The following is a 329-nucleotide window of genomic DNA, read 5'->3' as shown; positions in this document are numbered from 1 at the left end:
ATTGAGATAAGTTGAGTCGTCGTTTGGAAGGAATATTAGTGGGTTTGGAATTTGGTGGGGGTGAGGAAGGGGTGGGAAATGGTGGCCTGTCGTTTTGAGGGTATGTTAGTTTCAAGGCAGTCGGGGAGTGGATTGAGGTTATGGTGAAGGTTGGATGGCTGGTGAAGGAGTGGAGGGATTAGGAGAGTTAAGATGAGGATGAGGAAATTGGGGGTGTTAAAGGGGATGTGCAGGGGGAGGAGGATAAGGGGAAGGGGGATGGGATGGATGAGGGTGGCTTTGATATTTTGAGGTATTTTGGTGAGGAGGGTGGGGAACAAGGTTGGGGG

1 pseudogene is annotated in these 329 nt (G+C 50.5%); it reads right to left on the bottom strand.

The features are described 5' to 3' along the window. Positions 1-35: 35 nt before the first annotated feature. Positions 36-329 (bottom strand): annotated as a pseudogene (locus tag FS736_RS24855) (hypothetical protein); the annotation flags it as partial.

It is taken from the genome of Cytobacillus oceanisediminis 2691 (assembly GCF_007678455.1).
In the GTDB taxonomy this organism is placed as follows: Bacteria; Bacillota; Bacilli; order Bacillales; family Cytobacillaceae; genus Mesobacillus; species Mesobacillus oceanisediminis_A.
The sequence above is the reverse complement of the archived record's forward strand: the minus strand, read 5'-3'. Positions and strand labels throughout refer to the sequence as shown.